Origin of the sequence: Draconibacterium sediminis, from assembly GCF_000949475.1 — a bacterium.
GTDB lineage: Bacteria > Bacteroidota > Bacteroidia > Bacteroidales > Prolixibacteraceae > Draconibacterium > Draconibacterium sediminis.
Map to the genome: position 1 here is coordinate 473,106 of NZ_JRHC01000004.1, position 13,169 is coordinate 486,274.

The following is a 13,169-nucleotide window of genomic DNA, read 5'->3' on the forward strand; positions in this document are numbered from 1 at the left end:
AACAGTTGTGGATATTGCAGGCGACATAAAACGAACATTTAAAGAAGGATCGGTATTAACCCGGTTGATCTACATAAATATTGGGGTATTCCTTTTGCTGAAAATAATTGGTGTTTTCTTTTTGCTGAGCGGACACAATATGCGGGTGTATGATTGGTTGTCAGTGCCTTCGGTAACCGAAGTTTTGGCGCAACGTCCTTGGACTCCGATAACCTACATGTTTTTGCATCAGGGGTTTATTCATCTGCTGTTTAATATGCTTGGTCTCTATTGGTTTGGGCAACTGTTTCTTTATCATTTTGAGGGAGACAAAATGTTGGGTGTTTACCTGATGGGAGGTCTTTGGGGGGCCTTTTTATTTATTTTGGCATATAATGTTTTTCCTGCATTTGAAAGTATTCGAGTTCCTATGCTGGGAGCTTCCGCTTCAATATTTGCCATTTTGGTAGCCGTAGCTTTTTACGATCCAAACCGCGAGATACACCTGTTTTTTATCGGTGGTATTCCATTAAAATATGTAGCTGCTTTTTACGTTTTATTATCGGTAATTGGTATTTCATCAACAAATGCCGGTGGTAATATTGCACATTTGGGAGGTGCCTTTTGGGGCTGGTTTTATATTTATCAATTACGAAAAGGAAAAGATATGGGAGCCGGACTGGTGAACTTGGTGAATAAAATTGGCGAATTTTTAGGCGGACTTTTCAAACATAAAAGTAAAATGAAAGTTACTTACCGAAAACCTCCGCGCGACGATCATGAATACAACCGTCAGAAACATAAGCAGCAAGACGAGATCAATCGTATTCTTGATAAGATTGCCAAATCGGGTTACGAGAGTTTAAGCAAAAAAGAAAAGGAGCTGCTATTTAAACAGGGGAAGAAGTAGTTTGCAGTCACAGTTTTCAGTTTTCAGATTGAAAAGAAAGATTGTGATTTAAGATAAAGTATCACTTTCGAACTCATCCTTAATCAATAATCCTTCATCCTTTCTTAGTCATCTTCCTGGTAAGTGTGTGCCTGGTAAATACTGGCATTTAGCTCAAATCCTATCAGCAAAATCAACGACATCACATACATCAAAAAAAGAATGGCCAGCAACGTTCCGATAGAGCCATAAAGCTTGTTGTACTGGCTAAAATTATTGAGGTAATACGACATGCCTGCAAAACCAACAATGCTTAGTACGGTTGCCAGTGTTCCTCCTGCAGAGATAAACCGCCATTTTGTTTTTTTCGCAGGCGCCATATAATAGAGAAATGAGAAGGCAAAGAAGAAGATTGTAATGGTTATGATCCATTTTCCCGCAATTAACAGATACACCAGAAACTTTTCTTGAATAATGTCAATCCGGTCGAGGTAATTAATCAACATCTGACCACCTGTTAACAAGGCAATAGCAACAGTTAGCGCCAGGGTAAAAACAACCAGCATAAGTGCGGCTGCTATGTACTGGCTCCACCATTTTCTACGGTTGATATTGTGCACGGTGGCATCAAAAGCACTCATCATCGATACAAAACCATTGGTGGCAAAAATTAGTGCCATAACAAAGTTCAGCGACAATAAATCACCTCGGGGACGCATCACAATTTCGGTAATGGTTTCTTCTATTGTGGGCCAAACGCTTCCCGGCACTATCTCCTGGATAATTACAAAAAGTTCATCCTGGAATCCACTGAGTGGAATTAAGGTGAAAAGAAAAATTATACCTGGAAACAGGGCAATAAAAAAGGAAAAAGCGATGCCTGATGCACGGGTTGTTATCGATCCGTCGACGATACTTCTCCAGAAAAACAACAAAACATCGTACAAAGGAACTCCATCAAAAAGGGGGAGCGAAATACTTTTGGCGTGATCAACAGCTCTTTCGCTCAGCTTTTTAATTCGCTTAAAAGTGATTTTTTCCGATGCCATATCGGCTATTATTGTTGTTCAATTCGTAGTTGGTGAATGTATTGTTTGCCATCGTTTTGTTTCAGCAAAAAGTAAACCCTGAAATCGCCCTTTTCTGTTTTTAATTTCCCGATTACGTATTGCGCATTCTCTTTTCCACTGTCGTGAATAATGCTAAAAGCATTTTTTTCAAGCGGGGGAAATTTATTAAAAAAGTTGGTTACAATTTGCTGGGCCTGGGCTTTACTGTATACATTGTCGTTATCAAGTACTACCAGTTCTACGTTTTGGTTAAAATAAGAGGAAAGTACTTTTGCATCTCCGGTTGCCAAACCAACATTAATTTCATTCGGAATCTTTTTATCCTGAGGGAAATGAGCAGCGCCTGCCAGCAAACTGCAAAATATCAGGATAACGGAAAATATATGTTTAAAATTCTTCATCATATTTTAATTCATCATATGTGTTGCATAATAAGCAAAAACTATGCAAAAACACTTTTATACGCTTATTTTTACTGTAAATTTATAAAATTAAAAATCAATTGGGCGATTGTTGTAGAAACATAATTATATTTAATTCGCCTTCAGAGGATTATGTGCTGGTGTCATTTTGTCAATCCGAATGATTAAGGATTGTAAACAACCGACTGCCGAGGCATAAGTTCTGTGAATAAACGATTTTAGTAAAATGAAGATTACATTACTGGTTGTTGGTAAAACTGATGCGGCCTATATACGCGATGGAATAAATGAATATTTAAAACGCCTGAAACACTACATCAGTTTCGAGATGGAAGTTATTCCCGATATTAAAAAGGGAAAAAATACCAACCCGGAGATGCAGAAAAACAAGGAAGGCGAAATTATTCTTTCAAAACTGGCTCCGGGTAAAGAGTTGCATTTATTTGATGAGAAAGGAAAAATGTTCTCGTCGGTGGAGTTTTCGCAGTTTTTAGAGAAGAAAATGGTTAGCGGACCAAAAGAACTGATACTTGTAGTGGGCGGCCCATATGGTTTCTCAGAAGAAGTGTATAAACAAGCCAGTTCAAAAATATCGCTTTCGCGCTTAACATTTTCGCATCAAATGGTGCGATTGTTGTGCGTAGAGCAGATATACAGAGCAATGACAATTTTGAAAGGCGAACCATATCATCATGAATAGCTAATGTTGGTTAAACTTAATAAATATACTTTCCTCATTTTAGCCATCGGTATTTTGGTTGTGGCAGCCATTCTTGAAAATGGTTTGCTGCGGCGAAATCCTGAAACCAAACTTATCGACGATTTTCAGACTCAGCTGTTGGCAAGCGAAGCAGAGCTTCAGCATAAGCTGCAGGAAATTAAACAAGTGCTGATTGAAGACGAACTGGATGAGGATATCAGTGAATTTTTTAGCCAGGATGAAACACTTATCCGCGAAACCGGATTTGCTGCGATGGTTTTTAAAAATAATGAACTGTTTTTTTGGTCCGACCGAGGAATTACTTTTTACGACCGTCTGGAAGATCTGCCAAAAACCAGTGGTCTGGTAAAATTGCCAAATGGCTATTACCTGGTTGATACCATGAGTGTTGGTGAGTATACGGCAGCCGTTTTTCATTTAATAAAACGAAACTACACCTACGAAAACAAGTACCTGCAAAATAATTTCTTTAAAAATTACAAGCTTCCCAGCGATTATATAATACGAACAGAAAAATTCAATCATGGTTACGATATTGTAGACATGAAAGGCGATTACCTTTTTACGCTTTTGCCCTACGGAAATTATTTGTGTACCACCAATCAGCTGTATTTCCCCGGAGCCATTTATTTTATCGGGCTTATTTTACTGCTGTTTTATTTCCGAAAAGAATTTGTAGACAACGAGGCACCATTTTTCCTGAAACTGGTTTCGTTGGGAGTGGCGTTGTTTGTGGTGTATTGGATTCACCTCATTTTTCAGGTACCGAAGGTATTCTTCCATCTAAGATTTTTTAGCCCTGATTATTTTGCCATAAACGAGTGGTTGCCATCGCTGGGCGATTATTTTCTGCTGGCCTTATTTTTCCTGTTTTGGATTTACAATTTCGCGGTCGACCTGAATATTCGTGATTTACAGAGGAACTCAGTTTTACCCCGGAAAATAATCATAATCCTGCTTTTAATTTTTAATGCCAGCCTGTATTTATTGGTAGATAATTTGATAAAGGAACTCATCTATAATTCAACGGTTTCCTTTGCGCTGAACAAAATCATCGATATTTCGCCTCAAAGTGTTTTGGGCATTTTTTCGATCAGTTTGTTGCTTTTGGGAGTTGTGTTTTTTACCATCAGGCTAAACGAAAAAACACTCAAAAATTTTAAACTCTACCAACTGGTTCTGTTAACGCTGGCAATCAGTTTATTCTTTGCCGGAGTACAGTACATTGCCGTACAAAATGTTTCTATTTACGCGCTGTTGCTGTTTATTATTTGTGTAATCCTCTCTTCGCTGATAACCCGACACTACCTGCAAACCTTTACCTTAAGTTATCTGATTATTTATGTGGCGGTGGTTTCGGTTTATTCCCTGGTGGTTATTAACCGCACCATTAGCAAAATGGATAAAGGACAGCAGAAACTACTGGCTGTAACATTGGTTGCTGAACGCGATCCGGCTGCCGAAGTTTTTATGACCGAGATACAAGAGCAGATTATAAAAGATCCGGCCATCCAAAGTTTATTGTTTCAGAACAAAGACGATGATGCCATTGAATACATCCGGCAATCGTATTTCAACACCTATTTCAGGAAGTACCTGTTAAATATTCTGGTATGTCGCGAGGAAAGTAATTTGATCATTCCTCCTGATGATTATGAGGTGTCGTGCCGGCCATACTTAAATGATAAAATAGATTCGGAAGGAATTCAAATCCCTGGTACGAACTTTTATTTTATGGATAATATGAACGGAAGGATTTCTTATACCGGTCGTTTTAATTATCCACTTGCAGATGGAGGAAGAGGAATAACAATCTACATAGATTTGGATTCTGATTTATTGTTCGAAGGCATTGGTTTTCCTGAGTTGCTGATCGATAAATCGATGACTCGTCCGGAGAAATACCGAAAATTCAATTATGCGAAATATTACGCCGGAGAACTCGCCGATAAGTATGGCGATTACAACTACAACTACAACGGACATGTTTACCTGAAATCGGATGACGAGTTTTCATTTCTGCGTCAGGGAAAATACGAGCACCTGGTTTATCGTACCACCCAGCAAAATTATGTGGTTGTTTCGCGCGAGCTGCTAACACCTATCGATTACTTGATTTCATTTCCGTATTTATTTGTATTCTATTTTCTTACCCTGCTTGTTGTTTTAATGATCGTAAATCGGTCGATTCGGGGAAGAAAAGTGTTTTTCGATCTGAAATTTAAGATACAGGCGGCGATCATCTCCATCGTTTTTGTTTCGCTAATGGTTGTTGCCGGGGTTACGCTTTTCTACAATGTAAAAGAATACCGGCAGAAACACCAGGACGATTTGAATGAGAAGATGAAGTCGATTTCGGAAGAAATTGATATGCGCCTAACTGACAAACACGAGATTACACAGGAACAGGAAGAATGGCTGCGCGAAGAGCTGGCCAAACTCTCCAATATTTTCCGAACCGATATTAATATTTACGGCATCGACGGACGGCTTATCGCTTCTTCGCGTTTCGAGATTTTTGAACGGGGACTGGTATCGTCGCGCATAAATGCCCGCGCCAATTACGAGGTGTATCAGAATTATTCCATCAGTTACTTCCAGCCCGAGAATATTGGCCGACTATCATACCTGTCGGCATACCGGCCAATTATCAATAATTTTGGCGATTACCTGGGCGTAATTAATCTGCCTTATTTTATCCGGCAGGATAACTACAGCCAGGAGATCTCCACCTTTATTGTGGCGTTCATTAACTTGTATGTACTGCTGTTTTTAGCCAGTATTATTGCGGCCGTTTTTATTGCCAATCAGATAACACGGCCACTGGTTGTTATTCAGGAGAACCTGCAAAAAATGCAGTTGGGTAAACGAAACGAGCCCATTCAGTACAACCGGAAAGATGAAATTGGAAGCCTGGTTCGTGAATACAATAAGAAAGTTGATGAACTGGCGGTGAGTGCCGATTTGCTGGCACGTTCGGAAAGGGAATCGGCATGGCGCGAAATGGCCAAACAAATTGCGCACGAGATTAAAAATCCGCTAACCCCGATGAAGCTGAACATCCAATACTTGCAGCGTGCCAAAGGGAAAAACGAAGAGTACAATGAGTTTGTTGACCGGGTGACCTCAACACTTATCGAGCAAATCGACAACCTCTCGAATATTGCTACCGAGTTCTCGAACTTTGCGAAAATTCCAACAGCTCGCAACCAGGTATTTTGTTTGGCCGAGCAGTTGAAAAAGTCGATCGACCTGTATGAAACGCACAGTGAGATAGACATTAAATTTGACCCGAACGGCTACGAAAACATTGAAGTAAATGCCGATAGGGAACAATTGTCGCGGGCCATTATTAACCTGATTCGTAATGCCATCCAGGCTATTCCTGAGGGAAGGAAGGGCGAAATTAAAATGAGGCTCGACCGACGTCAGCACATGGCGGTGATTTCTTTACAAGACAACGGTTCAGGTATTGATGCCGAGTTGCGCGATAAGTTGTTTAGCCCGAGTTTTACCACCAAAACCAGTGGAATGGGATTGGGGCTTTCGATTGTAAAGAATATTGTTGAAAATTTCGCCGGCAAGATCTGGTTCGAAACCGAAATGGGGAAAGGCACAACCTTCTATCTTGAAATTCCGGTGTACTCAGAAACTACTAAAAACTAAAAACATGGTTTCATTATCATTTAAAGAAATAACAGAACGACTTAAAATAATTGAATTCCCCAAAATCGATGTGGTAATTGGCATTGGTACCGGCGGTGTTCCGGCAGCAACTATGGTGGCTTATCATCTTGATGCTGAATTGTTGGTGATGACACTGAATTACCGCGATGATGAAAATAATCCACGCTACAACGAGCCCAAAGTACTTGAAAAAGCCAACTGGGATTTGGAAGGCAAGCGTATTTTATTGGTGGATGATGTATCGGTATCCGGTAAAACCATGGAGGCGGCATTGGAGCAGCTTAAAGGTTTAAATGTAAAGACCTGTGCCATGAAAGGGAGAGCCAATTATGTGCTGTTCCCCGAAATTAAAGATTGTGTAAAGTGGCCCTGGAAACCCTAATTTATCTGAAATAAGAATTGATAATGAAGTACTCAAAATATTTGATATTGTGTTGTTTGGTGTGGTTGGTTGCGTGTACAACTCCTTCATCAAAAGAAGATTACCTCGACCGGTTTGAACGTTTTGTTGAGCGGGTGGATAATAATCATAATAAATATGGTAAGAAAGACTGGGAGTGGGCCGATGAGAAATTCGAAAAGTACAACTCTGAATGGTACCTCGAATATCGCGATGACTTTACGGTTGAAGATCAGATAAAAATTAAAGGGCTGATTATTAAATACCACGCTCTAAAAAACAAAGAGAGTATAGGCGATATGCTTCGCGACCTGTTTAAAGACGATGTGAATAAAATTGGCGATAAGATTGAGAAATACATTGATGAGGATTTCGATGAAGATCTTGACAAGATAATTGATGGTGCCACTGAAATTGGCGATTCGGCCGTTAAAGTTTTGGAGGATGTAGTTAAAAAACTAGATGAGTCATTTTAGCAATCGGAAGTTGCTGTTTTATTCTACGTAGCGGTCTATTAAATTTTTTGGAACCGATAAAAACAGCGAAATGCTGGCGTAAGGTGCACCTGATACTTTCGATTTTATAAGGTAATCAGTGTCGGGTTTTAGCAAGGTACTTCCAATTTTAAAGTTCGATTCGGTAACATTAAAATTGATGTTGTTCGAGTAGCCAAACTTTGTCTCAATTCCTACCCATTTATTTATTCGTGCGATAATGCCTACCGTTGCGTCTATGGTAGATTGCCGCAACTGAATACTTTCCAGTTCATTTAGTACCGTATTATCAACACGTACGGTGTAACTGGTTCCCGAAATCTCGGCATCGCAAACCAAATAAAAACTTTTGTTGAGCTGTTTCCATGCTTTAAATCCCTGCGGTAGAAGCAAGTCTAGCCCAATTCCATTGGGAAATCGTTTGCAGTAGTTAATAACCGGGTAAATTGCCGGGTCGCCAAAAGTATAACCAAAATAGGCGCCAAAAGCATAGTAGGTATTTTTGTCTTTCCGTGTTGCATAACCAATGGCGAGCGATGATTTTAGCAAGTCGCCAAATGAAAAATACTTATGGTCGTGTATATGAAAATCGCCCGCCAAACTCCAGCTGGTTTGCATCACTATCGAGTGGTTGTCGCGCAAATGAAACAGTCCTTTCATATCAAGCCCTAAACGCCTTAAGTTGCGGTCGTTTAACCCAACATACATAGGGTAGTCGCCAGGTTTAATGTCTTCAAAGTAAAACTGCTCGTTTACATAGCGAAATCCGCCGGTTAGTTTTACCCGCTGTTTATTCAGAATAGGGAATTTAAACCGTGCCGTTACCGTTCTGTTTCCGGTAATTTCGGCCGATCCGTTCCCAATTTCGGGTATTTCTGATGTAGATGAAATATTGTACTGAAAAGGGCCTTCCATCTTTAAATACAGAAAACGGGTAGGCAAATTGCTTTCAAAATAGGGTGTCCAGTCTTCGCGCGAAAGTGAATCCTGCGCAAATCCTGCCACCGACATAAAACTGAGTATGAATGCTAAAAAATATTTCACAAGCCTATTAACGTACAATTGATACAATTATTTTCTTAAAACGGTGGCTCCCAGGTTTTTTTTGCCATTATTTTGTACCACCTGCCAACCGCGTTTTTCCAACTCTTTCGCGATGTTTCGGTTTATAAATCCATGTGTTACTAGTATTACCTGTTTGTTTTGTTCCGCCTTTCGTTCAATAAATGAACAAACATCGTCAACACGTTCACGGGCTTCCTGAAACGATTCTGTTCCCGGTTTTTCAAGCCCCATTAACCACATTGTTCTCGATATGGAAGTCCATGCTTTAAAAGGCAAATATAATGGAAGCCAAACCATGTGCATTTCAAATTCGTTAAGTTCCTGCAAGGAGACAATTGTTGCCGAATCGCCAAACAATTTTAGCCCGGTGGCAACTGAACGTGGCAGGCCACTAACATAAACAGTGTCAGTAACTCGTTGCGGAACTTTGTTTAATACGGTATCCGGATCGAACTGACTGATCGGGGCCGTGTCGTAAGCATCGCGCATTTTCGAAGCTTTTTTTGCACCCATCCAGCCATGTCGTTCCAGTTTTACTGAAGCATGCCGAATCAAAATCACTTCCTGTGCCACCGATTGTTGCACACATAAAAGGATTACCAGAACGATTATGGATTGAGTAAGTGCCTTCAAAATAAAAAGCTAAAGTTAAATTGAACCAACGTTTCTTCACGGCTTTTGTTTAGGGTGGCAGTTATGATGGCCATTTTAAACGGCGACACCCAAATTCCCCCGCCATAGCCGTTGTGCCATTTTGATGATTCTTCACCATCAAACCACACACGGCCAACATCGTCGAATAATAGTACGCCTAGTTCCCCGGTAAGCAGGTAGTTTTTAAAATCGATGACTTTAAAACGCAGTTCAGAGTTTAAATAGGCACTCGCATCGCCATAAAAGCGTGTCTTTCGGTATCCGCGAAGATTTGTTTTTCCATCTAAAATTGCTGCATCGTGAAAAAAGTAATCGCCAAAAATTTTCTCACCACCAACCCGGAATGCAAAAACAGTACGCGGATATTTGGTAAAGCTCAGCAAGGTAGCAGCCGACCCGCTAATTTTGGTAAAATCGGGTTCGTCGCCCTGTAAGTTTATGTAACGGTTGGCCGATGCATCCACCACAAAACCCCGCGTTGGCCTGAAATCTTTGTTCAGGTTTTGGTACCCGTAATAGCCACCTAAAACAGCATAATGAATCTGGCTGAGGTTTTCCGGAGAAAGGCCATTTTCATCAAAGTCGGTAATAAATTTATCGTCTTCTTCTTTGGTATCGTTTAGTTGCCACTGCGCCGTTAGTCCCATTTTGTGCTCATTTACCGGGTGGTCTTTATTTTCGTCATCTTCGTTGTAACGTGCCCAAACCGACTCGCCAAATCGTTTCTGAACAGCGAACTGAGCAACCATTCTGCGCTGTTTTACTTTGTAATAATCATCGTCGTAGCCGCTGTTTGTGTACGATGAATTGTTTCCGAACCCAAAAAAGTTAGTGGTATAATTTTCGGTACTTGCATCCACTCCAAAAATAGCATCTAAACCATTGTTTGTCGACAATGACTCGTATTGTGCATTCAAATTCAAAGAGGTATTTGCAATGGAATACTCACCCAGTAACGATGTTTTGGTATCGCGTCTGAATCGCTGCTTATACCATGACCGCCCATAGCCAATATAAACACCATCGTCGGCATTGTAACCTCCACTTGCCAATGGCATTCCCACATCGCGTTTAAAATATTTTCTATCGTATTCGTGAATAATTTTGTTGTTGGTGAGTTTGGCATTCGTTCTGCCGTTTCCTTCAATTTCGGTACTTTTTAGCAGGTCGTAAACCAGCGTTTTCGTTTTAATGCCGCTTACTTTCGAATCGTTTACCACCACATCTTTATCCTGGCCACCAACAATTCTTATGATGGGGCCCTTGTTTACTTCTCCACTGATCTCAAAACGATCCTCGTCATCGAGCCCGTAACAAACCACCTCGTGTGTTTCGTCAGTTTTAATGGTGCGCTGATAAATGAGTTTCCCTTTGCTGTCGTCTTTTTTTATGTGGTAAACACTTATTTCGGTTTCGTCGTCGTTTTTTCGTTTGATCTCAAAAAGATCTTTACGTTCCGTTCCGGGAATATTTATTCTTTTGGCCAGGTAGAGATACAACTCGCGGGCCATCTCTTCCATGTATTTTTTTCGTTCGAGCAGAATTTTTGCAGTAGAGTCGGCTACCATTGGCTGTACTTCTTTTGGGAAAGTAGCCATCGCTTCGTTTATTGCTTCCGGCGTCAATCTGTTCATCAGTTCGGTGTTGGCTTTTTGCCAGTCTTCCCATTCCATCTGGTTCAGAAAAGTTCGGTCGAAATAGCGTGCGTTAAATCCCAGCCCGATCACATTTTTTGTGCGTGGCTGAAAGTTCTGCAGCTTTGGCAAAATAAAGGGTAGCGATGCAAATCCGGGTAAAATTCCCTGGTTTACAAAAAACGTTTGATCACGATCGCGCGGAATGGGTTGATAGATGGTTTTACCGCCTTCTTCAAACGAAGCCCAGCGCCACTGGTCGTCGTGGCGGTCCCAGTCGTTAATAAAAATATCGAGCAGCCGGGCCCGCAAAACAGCCTGTTGGTCCACCTGGTGATCTTCACTTTCTATAATTTTTTCAAGCACGTCGTCGGTGCCAACAATGTCTTCCGAATAGCCGAAACTTTTCAGGTCGCTTCTATCGTTTGCCGGTCGTTCTTCAAACAAAAACAAGCCGCTTTGCATGTCTTCTTTGTATTGTTTTAAAAGCGGATCCTGCGGTACATAAACCACCTCGGGATTGGTGTGGAAAACGCCTGCATGTTCAGCTAAAACCGCTGCCGGCATTGCCGAGTAGGGATTTGATGCAGAGATTTGATCCTGAACAATGTCTTTGGCAAAAGTTGGCTTCATTTCGTTGGGAAGTGCACCTTCTGCAAATTTTTCCAGCGAGCGCAGCACGTATTGATGGCCTTCGTTGGTTTCCAAACGCAGCGATTTGGTTTGTTGCCCACCTCCACGTTTTAACACAGTAAGTCCGCCTTTTTCTTTGCTGATATCAAAAATTCGGGCTTCAACAGGCGTTTCCCAAACCTGGCGGTAATTCGTACCCATCCATTTCTCGTAACTTTTAGTAGCCTGATATTGCAGGCTGGCGTATGAGGTGTGTGTTGAATCTTTAAAAAGCTCTTGTCGTTTTGCCGTGAGGTCTTCCTCTGTTTCTGGTGATAAGGAGTATAGCAGGCGGCTAAAAACCGGTGTTTGTGTACCATTTTCAACCGTAAAAAAGTTAAGTGTAACATCTCCGTTTTCTTGAATATCGATACGTGAGATGCCGGCGCTGCTGCTTGCAAAATCTGCTTTGTTACTGTTAACGTACGATTGATTAACCATCGACCCGCTGATTACCTGGTGGATGTTATCGGTTTTAATGTACTGCAGACTGTTTTCGAGCGCCGATGCATAAATTACATTCGGGAATTCGTTAAAAACAGCTTGCATTTGCTGGCGCAGGTTCCGGTAATCGGGGTGAACCAGGTCGTTTCTGCCGCCTAAGGTATTTTTGTAAATGGCATACGGAAATCCCAAAATGCTTGCAGCCGTTGAAAAATTGCCTCCGTGCGGCCCAACCGATTCTATCGGGTGAAATCCGGCAACAATAACCGTTTTATTTTTGTTTCTGCGCAGCACATCCTGCAACCAGATAAAAACATCTTCATCCTCTTCAATCCCGCATTTCCCATAGCGCGTGTCGAGTGCCGTAAGCCACCAGTAGGTATCGATAAGAATAACGGTTAGCTGATCAGTTAGCTCCACTTCGGTTGGGCCGGGGCAGCCCCAGTCGTTGGTGTATACTTCGTTATCCGGGAAATGATTGTGTATGGCTTTGCTAACCCTTTTAGTCTGCTTTTTTCCGCTGTACCATTCCTTAATTCCGTTCGCAAAAAGTAATGGTGTGTTTTTATTTTTTATTTGCGGGTAAAAGCTGAATTCCATTTCATCACCGTTGAGGCTGTAATCCGAGTAATTTCCCAGGTAAACAAAAGCATGTGGCTGTGGAACGTTAGTTAATTCATCAATGAAATCATCAGGTTTGGCAGCTTCGTCGGGAGACGTATTTCCTGCAAGAAATACGCTGTAACTTATATTGTTTTGTGCAAATGCAGGAGAATAACAGCCTGCAATAAATGCAAAAAAAACGATGCTAATTTTTATCAGGTCTTTTTTCATCAGAACAAAGTTGTTAATGCTTTGCAGTAAGCAGCTCAGAGGATAGTTGCAAAATCCGACAAAAATCCCGGCTAAGAAAAAGTTTAAAAAATAAAAGTTCCGTGTATATTGTTTACATTGATTCAAAAGTAGTTATTTTTAACTTCAGTAAAATTAAATAGGAGCTATACTTTGTGAAGTGGCCGTTTCCGGATATTCAGAAAT

General features: G+C 41.0%; 10 protein-coding genes. 5 read left to right on the forward strand and 5 right to left on the reverse strand.

The features are described 5' to 3' along the window. The first annotated feature begins 7 nt into the window (after positions 1-7). Positions 8-889, forward strand: coding sequence for a rhomboid family protein (locus LH29_RS16430; protein ID WP_045031763.1), 882 nt, complete (start codon positions 8-10; stop codon positions 887-889). 104 nt (positions 890-993) lie between these two features. Here LH29_RS16430 and LH29_RS16435 read toward each other — a convergent pair whose 3' ends face one another. Continuing rightward, positions 994-1,917, reverse strand: coding sequence for a YihY/virulence factor BrkB family protein (locus LH29_RS16435; RefSeq protein WP_045031765.1), 924 nt, complete (start codon positions 1,915-1,917; stop codon positions 994-996). 8 nt (positions 1,918-1,925) lie between these two features. After that, a complete protein-coding gene (locus LH29_RS16440; RefSeq protein ID WP_045031766.1) occupies positions 1,926-2,342 on the reverse strand; it encodes a DUF4783 domain-containing protein in 417 nt (138 codons plus the stop codon). A gap of 244 nt (positions 2,343-2,586) precedes the next feature. Here LH29_RS16440 and rlmH point away from each other — a divergent pair, with 244 nt between their 5' ends. The 4 genes from rlmH to LH29_RS16460 are packed head-to-tail and all read left to right on the forward strand — an operon-like array spanning position 2,587 to position 7,644. Continuing rightward, on the forward strand, positions 2,587-3,060 hold the full coding sequence (gene rlmH, locus LH29_RS16445; RefSeq protein ID WP_045031768.1) for a 23S rRNA (pseudouridine(1915)-N(3))-methyltransferase RlmH: 474 nt from the start codon (positions 2,587-2,589) through the stop codon (positions 3,058-3,060). A 3-nt stretch (positions 3,061-3,063) separates the two neighbouring features. After that, entirely contained in the window at positions 3,064-6,747 is a 3,684-nt protein-coding gene (locus LH29_RS16450; protein WP_045031770.1) for an ATP-binding protein, read from the forward strand. A gap of 4 nt (positions 6,748-6,751) precedes the next feature. After that, positions 6,752-7,150 carry a phosphoribosyltransferase gene (locus LH29_RS16455; RefSeq protein ID WP_045031771.1) on the forward strand — a complete coding sequence of 133 codons (399 nt, stop codon included), beginning with the start codon at positions 6,752-6,754 and terminating at the stop codon, positions 7,148-7,150. A 23-nt stretch (positions 7,151-7,173) separates the two neighbouring features. Beyond that, entirely contained in the window at positions 7,174-7,644 is a 471-nt protein-coding gene (locus tag LH29_RS16460) for a DUF6565 domain-containing protein (RefSeq protein ID WP_157493732.1), read from the forward strand. Between the two features lie 18 nt (positions 7,645-7,662). Here the strand turns inward: LH29_RS16460 and LH29_RS16465 are convergent, their stop codons facing one another. From LH29_RS16465 to LH29_RS16475, 3 genes are read right to left on the reverse strand one after another with little or no spacing between them, the layout of a single operon-like run. Beyond that, the gene (locus tag LH29_RS16465) at positions 7,663-8,673 is read right to left on the reverse strand and encodes a DUF6268 family outer membrane beta-barrel protein (RefSeq protein ID WP_045031773.1); all 1,011 of its coding nucleotides are present in this window, start codon (positions 8,671-8,673) and stop codon (positions 7,663-7,665) included. Positions 8,674-8,733: 60 nt separating this feature from the next. Then, positions 8,734-9,360: a phosphoglycerate mutase family protein gene (locus LH29_RS23975; protein WP_052671025.1), complete on the reverse strand. Its 627-nt coding sequence runs from the start codon at positions 9,358-9,360 to the stop codon at positions 8,734-8,736. After that, positions 9,357-12,965, reverse strand: coding sequence for a BamA/TamA family outer membrane protein (locus LH29_RS16475; protein ID WP_045031775.1), 3,609 nt, complete (start codon positions 12,963-12,965; stop codon positions 9,357-9,359). The genes LH29_RS23975 and LH29_RS16475 overlap by 4 nt, the downstream gene beginning before the upstream one ends. Positions 12,966-13,169 lie beyond the last annotated feature (204 nt).

Excerpts from the sequence above, each read along its gene's own strand:
- LH29_RS16435 (WP_045031765.1), bottom strand. The coding sequence starts at position 1,917 with ATGGCATCGGAAAAAATCACTTTTAAGCGAATTAAAAAGCTGAGCGAA.
- LH29_RS16440 (WP_045031766.1), bottom strand. The coding sequence starts at position 2,342 with ATGATGAAGAATTTTAAACATATATTTTCCGTTATCCTGATATTTTGC.
- rlmH (WP_045031768.1), top strand. The coding sequence starts at position 2,587 with ATGAAGATTACATTACTGGTTGTTGGTAAAACTGATGCGGCCTATATA.
- LH29_RS16450 (WP_045031770.1), top strand. The coding sequence starts at position 3,064 with ATGTTGGTTAAACTTAATAAATATACTTTCCTCATTTTAGCCATCGGT.
- LH29_RS16455 (WP_045031771.1), top strand. The coding sequence starts at position 6,752 with ATGGTTTCATTATCATTTAAAGAAATAACAGAACGACTTAAAATAATT.
- LH29_RS16460 (WP_157493732.1), top strand. The coding sequence starts at position 7,174 with ATGAAGTACTCAAAATATTTGATATTGTGTTGTTTGGTGTGGTTGGTT.
- LH29_RS16465 (WP_045031773.1), bottom strand. The coding sequence starts at position 8,673 with ATGTCGGTGGCAGGATTTGCGCAGGATTCACTTTCGCGCGAAGACTGG.
- LH29_RS16475 (WP_045031775.1), bottom strand. The coding sequence starts at position 12,965 with ATGAAAAAAGACCTGATAAAAATTAGCATCGTTTTTTTTGCATTTATT.